The organism is Paracoccus sanguinis, from assembly GCF_900106665.1.
GTDB lineage: Bacteria > Pseudomonadota > Alphaproteobacteria > Rhodobacterales > Rhodobacteraceae > Paracoccus > Paracoccus panacisoli.
Window position 1 is genome coordinate 407,620 of the sequence record NZ_FNNA01000002.1, and the last position, 12,949, is coordinate 420,568.

Annotated in this window: 13 protein-coding genes; 6 read left to right on the forward strand and 7 right to left on the reverse strand. The window is 70.4% G+C overall.

Annotated elements, in window-relative coordinates; genetic code table 11:
* Positions 1-51: 51 nt before the first annotated feature.
* The 3 genes from BLW17_RS08465 to purC form a co-directional block, all read right to left on the reverse strand.
* Positions 52-936: a LysR family transcriptional regulator gene (locus BLW17_RS08465; protein ID WP_036707807.1), complete on the reverse strand. Its 885-nt coding sequence runs from the start codon at positions 934-936 to the stop codon at positions 52-54.
* 85 nt (positions 937-1,021) lie between these two features.
* Positions 1,022-1,261, reverse strand: a complete 240-nt coding sequence (gene purS / locus BLW17_RS08470; protein WP_036701910.1) for a phosphoribosylformylglycinamidine synthase subunit PurS — start codon at positions 1,259-1,261, stop codon at positions 1,022-1,024.
* Positions 1,262-1,271: 10 nt separating this feature from the next.
* Positions 1,272-2,030, reverse strand: a complete 759-nt coding sequence (purC, locus tag BLW17_RS08475) for a phosphoribosylaminoimidazolesuccinocarboxamide synthase (protein ID WP_036701908.1) — start codon at positions 2,028-2,030, stop codon at positions 1,272-1,274.
* Between the two features lie 163 nt (positions 2,031-2,193).
* Between purC and BLW17_RS08480 the strand changes: the two genes are divergently transcribed.
* Positions 2,194-2,508: a DUF1476 domain-containing protein gene (locus tag BLW17_RS08480; protein ID WP_036701937.1), complete on the forward strand. Its 315-nt coding sequence runs from the start codon at positions 2,194-2,196 to the stop codon at positions 2,506-2,508.
* A 63-nt stretch (positions 2,509-2,571) separates the two neighbouring features.
* Here the strand turns inward: BLW17_RS08480 and BLW17_RS08485 are convergent, their stop codons facing one another.
* From BLW17_RS08485 to BLW17_RS08495, 3 genes are read right to left on the reverse strand one after another with little or no spacing between them, the layout of a single operon-like run.
* Positions 2,572-3,924: an MATE family efflux transporter gene (locus BLW17_RS08485; RefSeq protein ID WP_139305961.1), complete on the reverse strand. Its 1,353-nt coding sequence runs from the start codon at positions 3,922-3,924 to the stop codon at positions 2,572-2,574.
* Between the two features lie 2 nt (positions 3,925-3,926).
* Complete coding sequence (locus tag BLW17_RS08490; protein WP_036702100.1) at positions 3,927-4,430, reverse strand: PaaI family thioesterase; 504 nt, start codon at positions 4,428-4,430, stop codon at positions 3,927-3,929.
* Positions 4,427-4,876: a PaaI family thioesterase gene (locus BLW17_RS08495; protein WP_036733382.1), complete on the reverse strand. Its 450-nt coding sequence runs from the start codon at positions 4,874-4,876 to the stop codon at positions 4,427-4,429. Before BLW17_RS08495 ends, BLW17_RS08490 begins: the two co-directional genes overlap by 4 nt.
* A gap of 180 nt (positions 4,877-5,056) precedes the next feature.
* Between BLW17_RS08495 and BLW17_RS08500 the strand changes: the two genes are divergently transcribed.
* From BLW17_RS08500 to BLW17_RS08520, 5 genes are all read left to right on the forward strand, one after another.
* Entirely contained in the window at positions 5,057-5,482 is a 426-nt protein-coding gene (locus tag BLW17_RS08500) for a MerR family transcriptional regulator (protein ID WP_036702104.1), read from the forward strand.
* 196 nt (positions 5,483-5,678) lie between these two features.
* The gene (locus BLW17_RS08505) at positions 5,679-6,098 is read left to right on the forward strand and encodes a MerR family transcriptional regulator (RefSeq protein WP_036707812.1); all 420 of its coding nucleotides are present in this window, start codon (positions 5,679-5,681) and stop codon (positions 6,096-6,098) included.
* Positions 6,095-7,870, forward strand: coding sequence for an acyl-CoA dehydrogenase C-terminal domain-containing protein (locus BLW17_RS08510; protein ID WP_036733385.1), 1,776 nt, complete (start codon positions 6,095-6,097; stop codon positions 7,868-7,870). The genes BLW17_RS08505 and BLW17_RS08510 overlap by 4 nt, the downstream gene beginning before the upstream one ends.
* A 391-nt stretch (positions 7,871-8,261) precedes the next feature.
* Entirely contained in the window at positions 8,262-9,473 is a 1,212-nt protein-coding gene (locus BLW17_RS08515) for an acetyl-CoA C-acetyltransferase (protein ID WP_036707816.1), read from the forward strand.
* Positions 9,474-9,477: 4 nt separating this feature from the next.
* Positions 9,478-11,667, forward strand: coding sequence for a 3-hydroxyacyl-CoA dehydrogenase NAD-binding domain-containing protein (locus tag BLW17_RS08520; RefSeq protein WP_036733388.1), 2,190 nt, complete (start codon positions 9,478-9,480; stop codon positions 11,665-11,667).
* A 223-nt stretch (positions 11,668-11,890) separates the two neighbouring features.
* Here the strand turns inward: BLW17_RS08520 and BLW17_RS08525 are convergent, their stop codons facing one another.
* Entirely contained in the window at positions 11,891-12,904 is a 1,014-nt protein-coding gene (locus BLW17_RS08525; protein WP_036733390.1) for an adenosine kinase, read from the reverse strand.
* Positions 12,905-12,949 lie beyond the last annotated feature (45 nt).

The window sequence follows — 12,949 nt, forward strand, 5'->3', positions numbered from 1 at the left end:
TGACGCAAGGTAACGCCCGAGCGATAGAGCAATCAATCTGAAACCATCGTCTTACGATAGACGAAAGCTATCGGCGGAGGCCGCCCGCGCGACCTGCACCAGCGCTTCGACCAGCGGCGGCTGCGGCGCGCGGTCGGCCACGACGAGTCCCACCGCGTGCCCCGCCCCGCCGGTCAGCGGCCGCGCCGTCACCCCGCGCGGCAGCGGCAGTCCCTCGGCCAACGCCTGCGGCAGGATCGCGGCCCAGGCGCCGGTGGTGACATGGGACAGGATCGCCAGCATCGAGTTCGATTCGACCCGCGGCGCGGCGGGCACCCCCACCTGCGCCAGCTCACCCGCGACGATCCGGCGGTTCTGCATGTCGGGGGTCAAAAGGCACAGCGGCCGGGTCGCCGCCTCCTCCCAACTCGCCGGGTCCGTGCGGGCCGAGCGGTCCACGAGGCACAGCGTCTCGACGAACAGCGGCACGGTCTGCACCCGCCCGAGCGCGGGGGCGTCGAGGTAGCTGACCCCGGCGTCCAGTTCCAGCGCGGCAATCTGGTCCCTGATCTCGTCGGCCGAGCGCGAGAGGATCGCGACCTCGGCCCCCGGGTGGCGGGCGAGGAACGGCGCCGTCAGCCCGGCAATGCGCGGCATCGCGGTCGGGATCACCCCGAGCCGCAGCCGCCCGGTCACGCCGGCGCGCCGGGCCCTGAGCTCGGCCTGCATGGTGCGCGCGTCGCCGACGATCCGCCGCGCCCAGTCGAGCACCCGCTCACCCTCGGGGGTCAGCCCGCGATAGCGCGACCCGCGCCGCACGAGCTGCACCCCGAGCTGATCCTCGAGCGCCTTGAGCGCCGAGGACAGCGACGGTTGGGTGATCCCCAGCTCCTCGGCGGCGCGGCCGAAATGCTCGGTGCGCGCCAGCACCATGAACATGGCGAGGCGGTCGATCATCGGCGCCCCGCCGGGCGCGTCTTTCTGGCGTCGATACCCCGGGGTCCGGGGCCGCGCCCCGGTCCGGCGGTGGCGTCCGCGCGGGTCAGATCAGCTCGACCGACCAGCGCTCGATCACCGTGTTGGCGAGCAGCGTCTCGCACATCCGCCCCACCTCGGCCTCGGCCGCGGCGGGGTCGGTCGCCTCGAGGTCCAACTCGATCACCTTGCCCTGCCGGACACCGGTGACGCCCGAAAACCCGAGGCTGCCCAGCGCGTGGCGGATCGCCTCGCCCTGCGGGTCCAGAACGCCGTTCTTCAGCATGACGGTGACGCGGGCTTTCATCGGTTTCCCCTCAGTTGATGAGCGTCGGCTTGACGGGCGCGGCCGCCGGCATGACGCCGAGGCGGCGGGCGACCTCGGTATAGGCGTCGGTCAGGTTGCCGAGATCGCGCCGGAACACGTCCTTGTCGAGCTTCTGCCCGGTCTTCATGTCCCACAGCCGGCAGCTGTCCGGGCTGATCTCGTCGGCGACCACGAGGCGCATGAAATCGCCGTCCCAGATCCGCCCGATCTCGATCTTGAAGTCGATGAGCTTGATGCCGACCCCGTAGAACACCCCGGACAGGAAGTCGTTGACCCTGAGCGCGAGGCTGATGATGTCGTCCAGGTCCTGCTGGCTCGCCCAGCCGAAGGCGATGACGTATTCCTCGCTGACCATCGGGTCGCCGAGTTCGTCGTTCTTGAAGCTGTATTCGACGATCGGGCGGGGCAGCTGGGTCCCCTCCTCCATCCCCAGCCGCTTCGCCAGCGAGCCTGCGGCAAAGTTGCGCACGATCACCTCGAGCGGGATGATCTCGACCTGCCGGATCAGCTGCTCGCGCATGTTGATGCGGCGGATGAAGTGGGTCGGCACGCCGATGTTGCCCAGCCCTTGCATGAAATACTCGGACAGGCGGTTGTTCAGCACGCCCTTGCCCTCGATCACCGCCTTCTTCTGGGCGTTGAAGGCGGTGGCGTCGTCCTTGAAGTACTGGATGAGGGTGCCGGGCTCGGTGCCCTCATACAGGATCTTGGCCTTGCCTTCGTAAACCTTCTTGCGCCGCGGGGCCATGATCGCGCCTTTCGTCCTGGGCTAGGGCAGAGTGTCGCGTCCCCCATAGCGCCGAACCCCGCAGGGGGGCAATACGGGCCGGGGATGCCCGGCGGGCAATACGGGGTTGCGGGACCGCGCCCGCGCGCGCATATGGGGCGCGACCCCAAACCCGGAGGCCATGATGACCACTTTCGACGACCGCGAGCGTTCCTACGAGGCCAAGTTCGCCCATGACGCCGATCTGCGCTTCAAGGCCGAGGCGCGCCGCAACCGCCTGCTCGGCGAATGGGCGGCGGGGCTTCTGGGCAAGACCGGCGACGAGGCGCGCACCTATGCGCTGACCGTCGTCACCTCGGATTTCGAGCAGCCGGGCGAGGACGACGTGTTCCGCAAGGTGGCGGGCGACCTGGCCGGCAAGGCCGACGAGGCGACCGTCCGCGCCAAGATGGCCGAACTGCGCGCCGAGGCCCGGCGTCAGGTCGTGGACGAGGCCTGAGCCTCAGCACCCGCGCGGACGAACCCGAGGGGGCCCTTGCGGCCCCCTTTTTCGTGCCGCGGGTCAGGCCGCCGCGGCGGCGCGCTCGACCCGCGGGTAGAGCCGCGCCATCGCCAGCCCGCGGGTGGCGTTCAGGATCATCAGCGCCGCCCACAGCCCGTGGTTGCCCATCAGCGGCGGCAGCACCAGCAGCGCCACGACATAGACCGCCACCGACTGGATCATGGCGATCCGCATCTCGCGGGTGCGGGTGGCGCCGATGAAGATGCCGTCGAACATCCAGCTGGCGATGCCGATGGCCGGGGCGAGGATCAGCCACGGCAGGCTGTCGCGCGCCGCCGCCCGGACCTCGGGCGAGGTGGTCAGCAGGTCGATGATCGCCCCGCCGCCCGCGGCGAAGACCAGCCCCATCGCCAGCGCCCCGCCGACGCCCCACTGCGAGGTCAGCACCGCCGCCCGCCGCACCCGGTCCGGCCGCCGCGCGCCCACCGCCTGCCCGACCAGCGATTCGGCGGCGAAGGCAAACCCGTCAAGGGCATAGGCGGTGATCTCGAGAAACTGCATCAGCACCTGGTTGGCGGCGAGCGTCACGTCGCCCTGCCCCGCGCCGAGGAAGACGAAGGTGGTGAAGCTCGCCTGCAACAGCACCGAGCGGATCATGATGTCGCCGTTGACCGCCACCATCCGCCGCAGCACCTCCCCGGCCCACAGCCCGCCATGCGCCAGCCCCGCCCGGATCGCGCTGCGGGCGAGCCACGCCGCCAGCGCAAAGCCGCAGCTTTCCGCGATCAGCGTCGCCACCGCGACCCCCTGCACCCCCCAGCCGAGGCCAAGGACGAACACGAGGTCGAGCGTGATGTTGATCACGTTGATCAGCATCTGCACGCCGAGAATCGCGCGGGTCCGCTCGACCGCGATCATCCAGCCGGTCAGCGCATACATCCCGATGGTGAAGGGTGCGCCCCAGACGCGGATGGCGAGGTACTGCCGCGCCAGCGTCTCGACCTCGGCCGAGGCGGGGGCGAGGCGGAAGGCGCCGGCCACCAGCGGCGCCTGCGCGGCGATCAGCACCAGCCCGGCGACCAGCCCGATGCCCAGCGCACGGACCAGATGCGCGCCGCTTTCGCCCGCGTCGCCCGCCCCGTGGCTCTGCGCCACCAGCCCCGAGGTGCCCATCCGCAGGAAGCCGAACACCCAGTAGATCGAGGCGAGGATCACCGCCCCCACCCCCACCGCGCCGATCGGGGCGGCGGCGCCCATCTGCCCCACCACCCCGGTATCGACCGCGCCGAGCAGCGGGATGGTGGCGTTCGACAGCACGATCGGCCCGGCGATGGCCAGCACCCGGCGATGGGTCAGGGGCCGCTCGCCCCCGCCCGCCGCCGTCGCCGCGCCGTCCGGGCCGGGCGCGGCCACGCTCAGCCGCGCGGCATCAGGAAGTGGCCGGTCGCCTGCGCGAAGAGGCGCGCCCGGTTGTCCTGCCACGCCTCGACATGGACGCTCGCATAGCGCCGCCCCTGCCGGACCACGCGGGCGCGGGCATAGGCGTCGCGCGCCAGCCCCGAGCGCAGGTAGTCGACGCTGAAGTCGATGGTCTTGGGCAGCCGCGGCAGTGTCTCGGGGCGCTCGGGGTCGGGGGCGACGCGCCCGGCCTCGAGATCGCCCCACATCGCGGCCCAGGTCAGCTCGACGATGGCGGTCGTCTCGAGGAACGCGGCGGTGGCCCCGCCGTGCAGCGCCGGCAGCATCGGGTTGCCGATCAGCCGCTCGGCAAAGGGCAGCGTCGCGGTCAGCTCGTCCCCGCGGCGGTCGAAGCGGATGCCCAGCCACGCGGCATAGGGCATCCCGTTGACCAGCGCGCCCAGCGCCATGTCCCGGCGCGCCTTGAGCTGCGCCAGCGGCTCGTTGCGGTCCCCGGTCATCGCTGCCACTCGACGGTGAAGCTGCCGGTGGCGGTGGCGACGGGGGGGCCGTCGGTGCCGTCATGGGCGACGGCGCGCACGAACGAGACCGCGCGCGCCATGTGGAAGCACTCGGCGCGGGTCCGCACCGCCTGCCCCGGCGCGGCCGAGCGCAGGTAGTCGATCCTGAGGTCGATGGTGGCGGTCGTGGCCGGGCGGTTCGGGTGGACCAGCACCGCGCCCCCGCAGCAGGTGTCCATCAGCGCCGAGACCACGCCCCCGTGCAGCACGCCCGTGGCCGGGTCGCCGACGAACTCGGCCCGCCAGGGCATCTCGAGTTCGACCATCCCGGGACCGGCGTCGATCACCCGCATCCCCAGCGCCTCGGCGTGGGGAACCACGTCAAGGAAGCGCTGCATCATCTCGCGCGGGTCGGCGGCACCGCCGCTGTCGGGCAAAAGCTCCATGTCCGCGGGTGTCCTCTCGTCCTGGGGCCGTGGGTCCTGCGATCAGTGCCCCGTCCCGGCGCCGCCCGCAAGCGGGGGCGGCACCGCGGCATGGGCTTGCGCCCGGCGCCGCATCAGCGGAAAGGTTGAGGTCGCGGGCCGGCCACGCTAGGCTCGCTCATCGGTCACGGGGACGCACGGATGCACGACGAATCCTACATCAGTTTCAAGGATATGTGCGCCATGTTCGACGTCACCCCGCGGACGTTGCGCTATTACGAATACATCGAGCTGCTCAGCCCCCGCCGCGAGGGCCGGGCGCGCTGGTACGGCCCGCGCGAGATCGGGCGCATGAAGCTGATCATGCGCGGCCGCCGCTTCGGCTTCTCGCTCGAGGACATCCGCCAGTGGCTGCTGATCTATCAGCAGAAGGGCACCCGGGCGCAGTACGAGGTGTGGGTCGACCTGGCCACGCGGCAGCTCGACGCGATGGCGACCCAGCGCGACGAGATCGAGGCGGCGATGGCCGACCTCAGGACGCTTCGGGACGAGACGCAGCGTCTCATCGCCGGGCTGGACGACGAACCCGGGCGCGACGCGCCCGAGGCCGACCCGGACAAGGGCTGACAAAGCCCTGATCCGGCTTGTCTTTTGGCGGCCGGGACGACCCGCCCCGGACTCCGGCCCGGCCCGCCGCGGGGCCTCAGGCCGGGGCGCCGCGGGGGCCGGGGGTTGACGCAGCGTCCGCTCTAGGCCGACGGGGTCCGCGCCTATACGTCAGTCCGAGCGCAACGGGACCGGCATGGGGAGGATGGGGCCAGCGATGCGGGACGACGATCTTCTGACCATCGGCCAGATGTGCGAGACGTTCGGCGTCACCCCGCGGACCCTGCGGTTCTACGAATCCCGGAAGCTCATCACGCCCCTGCGCCAAGGCCAGCTGCGGCTGTATTCGCGCCGCGAGCGCGGGCGGCTGACGCTGATCCTGCGCGGCCGCCGCTTCGGGTTTTCGCTCGACGAGATGGGGCGGCTGCTCGATCTCTACGAGCCCGCGGGGGACAACGCCGCCCAGCTGCGCGCGACGGTCGACATCGCCCGCCGGCGCCTGGCCGAGATCCGGCTGCAGCACGAAGAGCTGCTGGACATCATCGAAGACCTCGAGGCGCGGGTCCGCGCCACCGACGAGATGCTCGCCCGATCCGGCGCGCACTCATCCGATCAACCCGTCAAGGACGAGCCATGACCATTTACAACGCCCCCACCCGCGACATGGACTTCCTGCTGCATGACGTGCTGCAGGTCTCCGGCGCCGATCTGCCCGGCTATGCCGAGCTGGACCGCGACTTCACCAGCGCCATCCTCGAAGCGGCGGGGCAGCTGGCCACCGACATGCTCGCGCCGCTGAACCTGCCGGGCGACCAGCAGGGCTGCAAGCTCGAGAACGGCGTCGTGCGCACCCCCGAGGGCTACAAGGCGGCCTTCGAGGCGGTGAAGGAAGGCGGCTGGACCGGGCTCGACTGCGACCCCGCGTATGGCGGCCAGGGGATGCCCTACGTCATGGGCGTGGCGGCGGGCGAGATCTTCGTCTCGGCCAACATGGCCTTCAACATGTACCAGGGCCTGACCCACGGCGCCTATTCGGCGATCCACGCCCACGGCACCGAGGACCAGAAGCAGACCTACCTGCCCAAGATGGTGTCGTGCGAGTGGACCGGCACCATGAACCTGACCGAGCCGCATTGCGGCACCGACCTCGGGCTGCTGCGCACCAAGGCCGAGCCGCAGGACGACGGCAGCTACCTGATCACCGGGCAGAAGATCTTCATCTCGGCCGGCGACCATGACCTGAGCGAGAACGTCATCCACCTCGTGCTCGCCAAGGCGCCGGGCGGCGGCGAGGGCACCAAGGGCATCTCGCTCTTCATCGTGCCGAAGTTCCTGGTGAACGAGGACGGCTCGCTGGGCGAGCGCAACGGCGTCTCGGTCGGCGCGCTCGAGCACAAGATGGGCATCCACAGCAACGCCACCTGCGTGATGAACTACGACTCGGCCAAGGGCTGGCTGCTCGGCGACCTGCACAAGGGGATGCGGGCGATGTTCACGATGATGAACGAAGCCCGCGTCGGCGTCGGCCTGCAGGGCTACGCGGTGGCCGAGGCCGCCTATCAGAACGCCGTCGCCTACGCGAAGGACCGGCTGCAGGGCCGCGCCGTGACCGGCGCCGAGAATCCCTCGGGCCCGGCCGACCCGCTGATCGTGCACCCCGACATCCGCCGTGCGCTGATGGACCAGAAGTCCTTCCTCGAAGGCGCCCGCGCGCTGACCTTCTGGGGCGCGAACCTGATCGACCGCGGCCACAACGGCGATGCGGCGGCCGAGGGGCTCGTGTCGCTCTTGACCCCGGTCATCAAGGGCTTCCTGACCGACAAGGGCTTCGACAGCGCCGTGCAGGCCCAGCAGGTCTATGGCGGCCACGGCTACATCGAAGAGCACGGGATGTCGCAGTTCGTCCGCGATGCCCGGATCACCATGATCTACGAAGGCGCGAACGGGGTGCAGGCGCTCGACCTCGTCGGCCGCAAGCTGGCGCAGGACGGCGGCAAGCACGTCATGGCGTTTTTCGAGGAGCTCAAGGGCTTCATCAAGGCGAACGAGGGTGACGCGACCCTGAAGGCCGACTTCCTCGACCCGCTCAAGGCGGCGTCGAAGGACCTGCAGGCGGCGGCGATGTTCTTCATGCAGAACGGGATGAAGAACCCCAACCACGCGCTGGCGGGCTCGTACGACTTCATGCACCTCTTCGGCCACACGGTGCTGGGCTACATGTGGGCGCGGATGGCGGTCGCGGCGCAGAAGGCGTTGACCGAGGGGACCGGCGACGCCGACTTCCTGAACACCAAGCTCGCCACCGGCCGCTACTACATGAAGCGGCAGCTGCCGATGACCGCGACCCACCTCGCGCGGATCGAGACCGGCGCCGACCCGGTCATGGCGCTGACGGCGGACCAGTTCTGATGCGCCAGCGGCGCGCCCTGCCCGGCGCGCCGCGCCTGCCCCGCCGGCCGGATGCCTCCGGCGGAGATATTCGGGCAGGACAGACCCCCGCCGTGCGGCAAGGCACGGCGGCCCCGTTGCGCCTGCGGCCGGTTGCGGCCCCCGGCCCCGCGCGGCCATCGGCATCAGTGGCGGGACCGGGGGCTTTCTCCCTTGGCGGTCATCGGCTTCCCAGCCTGTACCGCCACGTCAGGCTCGCAGCGAGAGGTTGAGATCGGGTTAACTCGCCCCATTCTCTCTTGCAGAAATATCCCGCGGGGGTCCGGGGGCGCGAAGCCCCCGGTCCGGCCGACCCCACCGATCCGACGCGCCGGCCACCCGCGCGCATTCCAGGAGGACCCCAGGAGGACTCATGACCGAAGCCTATATCTTTGACGCCGCCCGCACCCCGCGCGGCAAGGGCCGCCCCGACGGCAGCCTGCACGAAGTCACCTCGCTGGCGCTCTCGGCGCGCCTTCTCGACGCCGTCAAGGAACGCAACGGCCTCGAGGGCCATGCCGTCGAGGACGTGATCTGGGGCAACGTCACCCAGGTGATGGAACAGGGCGGCTGCCTCGCCCGCTCGGCCGTGCTGCTGTCGGACCTCGACGAGTCGATCCCCGGCCTGTCGATCAACCGCTTCTGCGCGAGCGGCATGGAGGCGGTGAACCTCGCCGCCAACCAGGTCAAGGCGGGCGCGGGCCAGGCCTACATCGCCGGCGGCGTCGAGATGATGGGCCGCGTCGCCATGGGCTCGGACGGGGCCGCGATCGCGGTCGACCCGAGCCTCGCGATGAAGACCTATTTCGTCCCGCAGGGCATCTCGGCCGACATCATCGCCACCGAATACGGCTTCACCCGCGAGGAGGCCGACGCGCTGGCCGTCGAATCCCAGCGCCGCGCCGCCGAGGCCTGGGCCGAGGGCCGGTTCGCCAAGTCCATCGTGCCGGTCAAGGACCAGAACGGCCTGACCATCCTCGACCGCGACGAATACATGCGCCCCGGCACCACGGTCGAGGACCTCGCCAAGCTCAAGCCCAGCTTCAAGGACATGGGCGAGGTGATGCCGGGCTTCGACAAGGTGGCGATGCTGAAATACCCGCATCTCGACCACATCAACCACATCCATCACGCGGGCAACTCGTCGGGGATCGTGGACGGCGCCGCCGCCGTGCTGATCGGCTCGAAGGAATGGGGCGAGGCGATGGGCCTCAAGCCCCGCGCCCGCATCCGCGCCACCGCCAAGATCGGCACCGACCCGACGATCATGCTGACCGGCCCGGTGCCGGTGACCGAAAAGATCCTCAAGGACTCGGGCATGTCGATCGGCGACATCGACCTCTTCGAGGTCAACGAGGCCTTCGCCGCGGTCGTCCTGCGCTTCATGCAGGCGTTCCAGGTGTCGCCCGACAAGGTGAACGTGAACGGCGGCGCGATGGCGCTGGGTCACCCGCTGGGCGCCACCGGCGCGATCATCATCGGCACGCTGCTCGATGAGCTCGAGCGCCGCGATCTCTCGACCGGCCTCGCCACCCTTTGCATCGCGTCCGGCATGGGCGCGGCCACCATCATCGAGCGGGTGTGACACCATGACCGATTTCACCATGAAGACCGACGCCGACGGCGTCGCCATCATCACCTGGGACGTGCCCGGCAAGTCGATGAACGTCCTCAGCGAGGCGGGCATCCGCGAGCTCGACGGGCTGGTCGACCAGGCGCTGGCCGACGACGCCGTCAAGGGCGTCGTCATCACCTCGGGCAAGCCCGACTTCGCGGCCGGGATGGACCTCAACGTCATCGGCGCGATGAAGGACGCCGGCGGCGCCCAGGCGGTGTTCGACCTCGTGATGCAGCTGCACGCCGTGCTGCGGAAGATCGAGCGCGCGGGCATGGACCCCAAGACGCTCAAGGGTGGCAAGCCGATCGCCGCCGCCCTGCCCGGCACCGCGCTGGGGATCGGGCTTGAGCTGCCGCTCTCGACCCACCGCATCTTCGCGGCCGACAACCCCAAGGCCAAGATCGGCCTGCCCGAGATCATGGTCGGCATCTTCCCCGGCGCCGGCGGCACCACGCGCCTTGTGCGCAAGCTCGGCGCCATGCAGGCCGCGCCGCTGCTGCTGGAAGGCAAGCTGAACGACCCGGCCAAGGCCAAGGCCGCCGGGATCATCGACGAGGTAGTGGCCGACCCGGTCGCCGCGGCGAAGGAGTGGGTGCTCAAGGCCACCGACGCCGACATCGTCAAGCCGTGGGACGCCAAGGGCTACAAGATGCCCGGCGGCACCCCCTATCACCCGGCGGGCTTCATGACCTTCGTCGGTGCCTCGGCGATGGTGCACGGCAAGACCCTGGGCGTCTATCCGGCCGCCAAGGCGCTGCTCTCGGCGGTCTACGAGGGCGCGCAGGTCCCGTTCGACACCGCGCTCAAGATCGAGGCGCGCTGGTTTACCAACGTGCTGATGAACCCCTCGTCGGGGAACATGATCCGCTCGCTCTTCATCAACAAGGAAGCGCTCGAGAAGGGCGCGAACCGTCCTGACGTCCCGGACGAGAAGGTGAAAAAGGTCGGCATCCTCGGCGCCGGCATGATGGGCGCGGGCATCGCCTATGTCTCGGCCATGGCCGGGATCGAGGTCGTCCTGATCGACGCCAAGCAGGAGGCCGCCGACAAGGGCAAGGCCTACTCGACCGGCCTCCTCGACAAGGCGATCAGCCGCAAGAAGTCGACCGAGGAGAAGAAGGCCGAGGTGCTGGGCCGGATCACCGCGACGACCGACTATGCCGCGCTCGAGGGATGCGACCTGATCGTGGAGGCGGTGTTCGAGGACGTCGGCGTCAAGGCCGACGTCACCAAGAAGGCCGAGGCGGTGATCCCGCAGACCGCGATCTTCGCCACCAACACCTCGACCCTGCCGATCGGCGAGCTGGCCAAGGCCAGCACCCGCCCCGAGCAGTTCATCGGCATCCACTTCTTCTCGCCGGTGGACAAGATGATGCTGGTCGAGATCATCAAGGGCGCCCAGACCGGGCCGCGCGCGGTGGCCAAGGCGCTCGACTTCGTGCGCCAGATCCGCAAGACCCCGATCGTGGTCAACGACGCGCGGTTCTTCTACGCCAACCGCTGCATCATCCCCTACATCAACGAGGGCATCCGCATGGTCGGCGAGGGGGTGAACCCGACGCTGATCGAGAATGCCGCCAAGATGATGGGGATGCCGCTCGGCCCGCTGCAGCTCGTCGACGAAACGTCTATCGACCTCGGGGTGAAGATCGCCAAGGCGACCCGCGCGGCGATGGGCGACGCCTATCCCGACGACGCCGTGGACGAGGTGATCTTCGCCATGGCCGACAAGGGCCGCATGGGCAAGAAGGCCAACGCCGGCTTCTACGCCTATGACGAGGCCGGCAAGCGCCAGGGCCTGTGGGACGAGCTGGGCCAGCAGTGGCCGCAGTCGGACGACCAGCCCGAGCTGACCGAGGTCCAGCACCGGCTGATGTTCGCGCAGGCGCTCGAGGCGGTCCGCGCGCTCGAGGCGGGCGTGCTCGAGGACATCCGCGAGGGCGACGTCGGCGCCATCCTGGGCTGGGGCTTCGCGCCGTGGTCGGGCGGGCCGTTCGGCTGGCTGGACATGCTGGGCGCCGAGCGGGCGGCCGCGATTGCCGACCAGCTGACCGAGGCGCATGGCGAGCGCTTCGCCACCCCGCCGCTGCTGCGCGAGATGGCCAAAAAGGGCGAGACCTTCTACGGCCGCTTCGGACCCAAGGCCAAGGCCGCGGCCTGAGCCGCGGAAGGCCGGGCGCGACCGCCCGGCCTGCCTCCGGCGGGGATATTTTGACAAGAGAGAACACCGCCGCGAGGGCCCCTCGCGGCGGTGTCGTCATTTCGGCTCGATGAGTTCGCGGCTTGTTGCGGCGCCCGAAGCGTCCCGCGGAGCAACTCCCCCTCGGGCTGGACCCAACTATCCCGCGGGGGTCCGGGGGCGCGAAGCCCCCGGTGGCGCGGCGTCAGCCCAGCCCCTCGGCGGCGAAGAGCGCGCGCACATCGGCCTCGGGGCGGGCGCCGACATGGGTGATGACCTCGGCGGCGGCGATGCAGCCCATCCGACCCGCCTTGGCCAGCGGGCGGCCGGTCACCAGCCCGTAGATCAGCCCGGCGGCGAACTGGTCCCCTGCCCCGGTCGCATCGACCGGCGTGACCCGGTGGACCGGCGCCATCACCCGCTCACCCCCGCGGATCAGGATCGCATCCTCGCCCGAGCGGGTGCACACCACCGTCTCGCAGACCGCCGCGGCCTCGGCCAGCGCCCGCTCGAGGTCGTCGGTCTGGTGGAGCGCCTGCCATTCGTGGACATTGCCGATGACGTAATCCATCGGGCCGGCGACGAGGCGGCGGAAGTCGTCGCGGTGGCGATCGACGCAGAACGGGTCCGAGAGCGCGATCCCGGCCTTGCCGCCGGCCGCGTGGCAGGCCTCGGCGGCCTTGAGGAACGCCGCCTTGCCCTGGTCCTTGTCGAAGAGATAGCCCTCCAGAAAGAGCCACGTCCCGCCGGCGAAGAGCGTCGGATCGACATCCGCCGGCCCCAGATCGGCCGAGATGCCGAGATAGGTGTTCATCGACCGCTCGCCGTCCGGCGTCACGCAGATGATCGAGCGCGAGGTCGGCAGCCCCTCCTCGTCCGCGCCGCCCGCGTTGCGCGGCGGGTTCACGAAGTCGGTGCCGTCTGCCGCCATCTCATGCGCATAGGCCTGCCCCAGCGCGTCGTCCGCGACCCGGCCGATGAAGGCCGTGGCCAGCCCCATCCGCCCCAGCCCGGCCAGCGTGTTGGCGACCGAGCCGCCGGGGATCAGGCGCGAGCGTGCCGCCGCGCCCTCGCGCGCCGCCATCAGCGCCTCGGCGCGGTCGCGGTCGATGAGCTGCATGATCCCCTTCTGCACCCCGAGCTCGGCCAGTTCGGCGTCCGTGGTGGAGGCGATCACGTCCATGATGGCGTTGCCGATACCGATCACCTGATAGGCCATGCGCTGTCCTTTCGCGTTGCTGGCCGCGCTTAAACCGGGGATCGC

What these genes read in the sequence shown, in the direction of transcription:
- BLW17_RS08465 (WP_036707807.1), bottom strand. Translation starts at nt 936, where the DNA reads ATGATCGACCGCCTCGCCATGTTCATGGTGCTGGCGCGCACCGAGCAT.
- purS (WP_036701910.1), bottom strand. Translation starts at nt 1,261, where the DNA reads ATGAAAGCCCGCGTCACCGTCATGCTGAAGAACGGCGTTCTGGACCCG.
- BLW17_RS08495 (WP_036733382.1), bottom strand. Translation starts at nt 4,876, where the DNA reads ATGGAGCTTTTGCCCGACAGCGGCGGTGCCGCCGACCCGCGCGAGATG.
- BLW17_RS08525 (WP_036733390.1), bottom strand. Translation starts at nt 12,904, where the DNA reads ATGGCCTATCAGGTGATCGGTATCGGCAACGCCATCATGGACGTGATC.
- BLW17_RS08500 (WP_036702104.1), top strand. Translation starts at nt 5,057, where the DNA reads ATGCACGACGAATCCTACATCAGTTTCAAGGATATGTGCGCCATGTTC.
- BLW17_RS08510 (WP_036733385.1), top strand. Translation starts at nt 6,095, where the DNA reads ATGACCATTTACAACGCCCCCACCCGCGACATGGACTTCCTGCTGCAT.
- BLW17_RS08505 (WP_036707812.1), top strand. Translation starts at nt 5,679, where the DNA reads ATGCGGGACGACGATCTTCTGACCATCGGCCAGATGTGCGAGACGTTC.
- BLW17_RS08515 (WP_036707816.1), top strand. Translation starts at nt 8,262, where the DNA reads ATGACCGAAGCCTATATCTTTGACGCCGCCCGCACCCCGCGCGGCAAG.
- BLW17_RS08480 (WP_036701937.1), top strand. Translation starts at nt 2,194, where the DNA reads ATGACCACTTTCGACGACCGCGAGCGTTCCTACGAGGCCAAGTTCGCC.
- BLW17_RS08490 (WP_036702100.1), bottom strand. Translation starts at nt 4,430, where the DNA reads ATGACCGGGGACCGCAACGAGCCGCTGGCGCAGCTCAAGGCGCGCCGG.
- BLW17_RS08520 (WP_036733388.1), top strand. Translation starts at nt 9,478, where the DNA reads ATGACCGATTTCACCATGAAGACCGACGCCGACGGCGTCGCCATCATC.
- purC (WP_036701908.1), bottom strand. Translation starts at nt 2,030, where the DNA reads ATGGCCCCGCGGCGCAAGAAGGTTTACGAAGGCAAGGCCAAGATCCTG.